At 76.8% G+C, this 2228-nt stretch carries 1 protein-coding gene; it reads left to right on the top strand.

Going from position 1 to position 2228, the window contains the following annotated elements; genetic code table 11:
• Window positions 1-16 precede the first annotated feature (16 nt).
• Window positions 17-2228: HAD-IC family P-type ATPase (locus ACTWQJ_RS50455; protein ID WP_443313051.1), on the top strand; the 2212-nt coding region annotated here is incomplete at its 3' end.

Raw genomic sequence — 2228 nt, 5'->3', positions numbered from 1 at the left:
GCGTACGGCCGCCCTGGTGCGCTCTCTCCAGGCCGACGGGCACGGTGTCGCGGTGGTCTCGGCACGGACCCGGCGCGCACTCGTCCGCGCGGACCTGGGCATCGGGGTGATCACCGTCACCCGGCACGTGCCGTGGGACGCCGATGTCGCCGCCCCGCCCGATGTCGTCCACCTGCTGCTGACGGCCCTGCCGGAGGCCCGGCGGATCAGCCGGCTGTGCACCCGGCTGGAGGCCGCCGGCGCCGTGCTGGGCGCGGGCCTCGCCCTCCTGGTGCCCCGCCCACGGGCCTGGGTGCGGGCCCGCCTGGTGACCGACGGGGTGACCATCGCCGGGATCGCGGCGGGCTTCTGGGCAGGCTGGCAGCTGCACGGGCGTCCCGCCCCGGCCGCCGCCGAGCGCACGCCCTGGCACGCCATGACGGTACGTCAGGTGATGGCCCGTCTGGGCACCTCCTCCCGCGGGCTGGACGAGGCCGAGGCCGCCCGGCGCAGGCAGTTCGAGGGCCATGACCGGCACGATGGCGCCGTCACCCTGATCGGCCGGGTCGCGGAGGAACTGGCCAATCCGCTCACCCCTGTTCTGGCGGTCGGCGGCGGCATCTCGGCGGCGCTCGGCTCCGTGCTCGACGCCGTACTCATCGGCGGGGTGCTCGGCGTGGACGCACTGGTCGGCGGGGTGCAGCGGCAGCAGGCCGACGAGGCGGCGGAACGGCTGGTCGAGGCGACCTCGGCGCGGGTGAGGGTGCGGCGGCCCGGCCGGGCCGAGGCGGTGGAGGCGGCCGGTGAGCATCTGGTGCGCGGCGATGTGATCGAGCTGCGGGCCGGGGACGCGGTTCCGGCGGACTGCCGGGTGGTGCGGGCGATGGGTCTGGAGGTGGACGAGTCCAGTCTCACCGGTGAGTCGCTGCCGGTCGTGAAGAGCGCCGCGCCGACCGCGGCCCGGACGGTCGCGGACCGGACGTCGATGCTCTACCAGGGGACGACGGTGGCGGCCGGCCATGCCCTCGCCGTGGTCGTCGCCACCGGGACGGCCACCGAGGCGGGCAGTGCGGCGGAGGCGGGCCCCGAGGGCGGGCCGCCGGAGAGCGGTGTGGAGCGGCGGCTGAAGGCGCTGGGCCGGTGGTTCCTGCCGCTGTCCATCGCCGCCGGGGTCGTCCTGTTCGCCGTCGAACTGCTGCGCAGGCGACCCGCGGGCGCCGCCCTGGGCTCCGCGGTCAGCCTGTGTGTCGCGGCCGTACCGGAGGGGCTGCCCTTCGTCGCCACGGTCGCGGAGCTGGCCGCGGCGCGCCGGCTGTCCACCCGCGACACCCTGGTCCGCAGCGCCTCCACCATCGAGGCGCTGGGCCGCACCGACGTCCTGTGCTTCGACAAGACCGGCACGCTCACCGAGGGCCGGATCAGTCTTCAGCAGGTCTCCGACGCCCTGGAACGCCGTCCGCCCGACCGGCTCACCCCGGCGCTGCGCCGGATCGTCGCCACGGCGGCCCTGGCGGGTCCGCGGGGCCCGGCCGCAACGCTCGCCCACCCCACCGACCGTGCCATCGCTGCGGGGGCCGAGCTGCTCGGCGCCTCCCCGGAGCGGGCCGCCGGGCTCGGCTCGGACACCTGGGAGCAGCTGGCGGAGCTGCCGTTCGAGCCGGGGCGCGGCTTCCACGCCGTGCTGGGGCGGACCGACTCCGAGGCGCGGCTCGCCGTCAAGGGCGCACCCGAGGTGGTACTGGCCCGCTGTGACCGCATCCGCCGGGGTGCCGCCGAGCCGTATGCCACCGAGCCGTTCGGGGACCCGCTGCGGGAGGAGATCGAGGCGGAGATCGACCGGCTGGCCCGGCACGGTCTGCGGGTCCTCGCGGTCGCCGAGCACGTCCTGCCGACGGGCGCGCCGCGGGAAGGTCCCGCCGAGCTCGGCGACGCGGACGTCGACGGGCTGTGTCTGCTGGGCCTGCTGGGCCTGGCGGACCCGGTGCGGGCCACGGCCGCGGAGAGCGTGGACCGGCTGTCCCGGGCCGGGGTGCGCATCGTCATGCTCACCGGGGACCATCCCAGCACCGCCGCCGCGATCGCCCGGGAGCTGCAGCCCGAGGAGGAGCCCCGGCTGATGACCGGGGCGGAGCTGGACGCCCTGGACGACGACGCGCTCGCCCGGACGCTGCCGGACATCACGGTGTTCGCCCGGGTCACCCCGGCCCACAAGGTCCGTATCGTCACCGCGCTGCGCTCGGCCGGCCGGA

It is taken from the genome of Streptomyces sp. KR55 (genome assembly GCF_052245645.1).
GTDB classification, from domain to species: domain Bacteria; phylum Actinomycetota; class Actinomycetes; order Streptomycetales; family Streptomycetaceae; genus Streptomyces; species Streptomyces flavusporus.
This window is presented reverse-complemented; position numbering and strand designations above follow the sequence as displayed.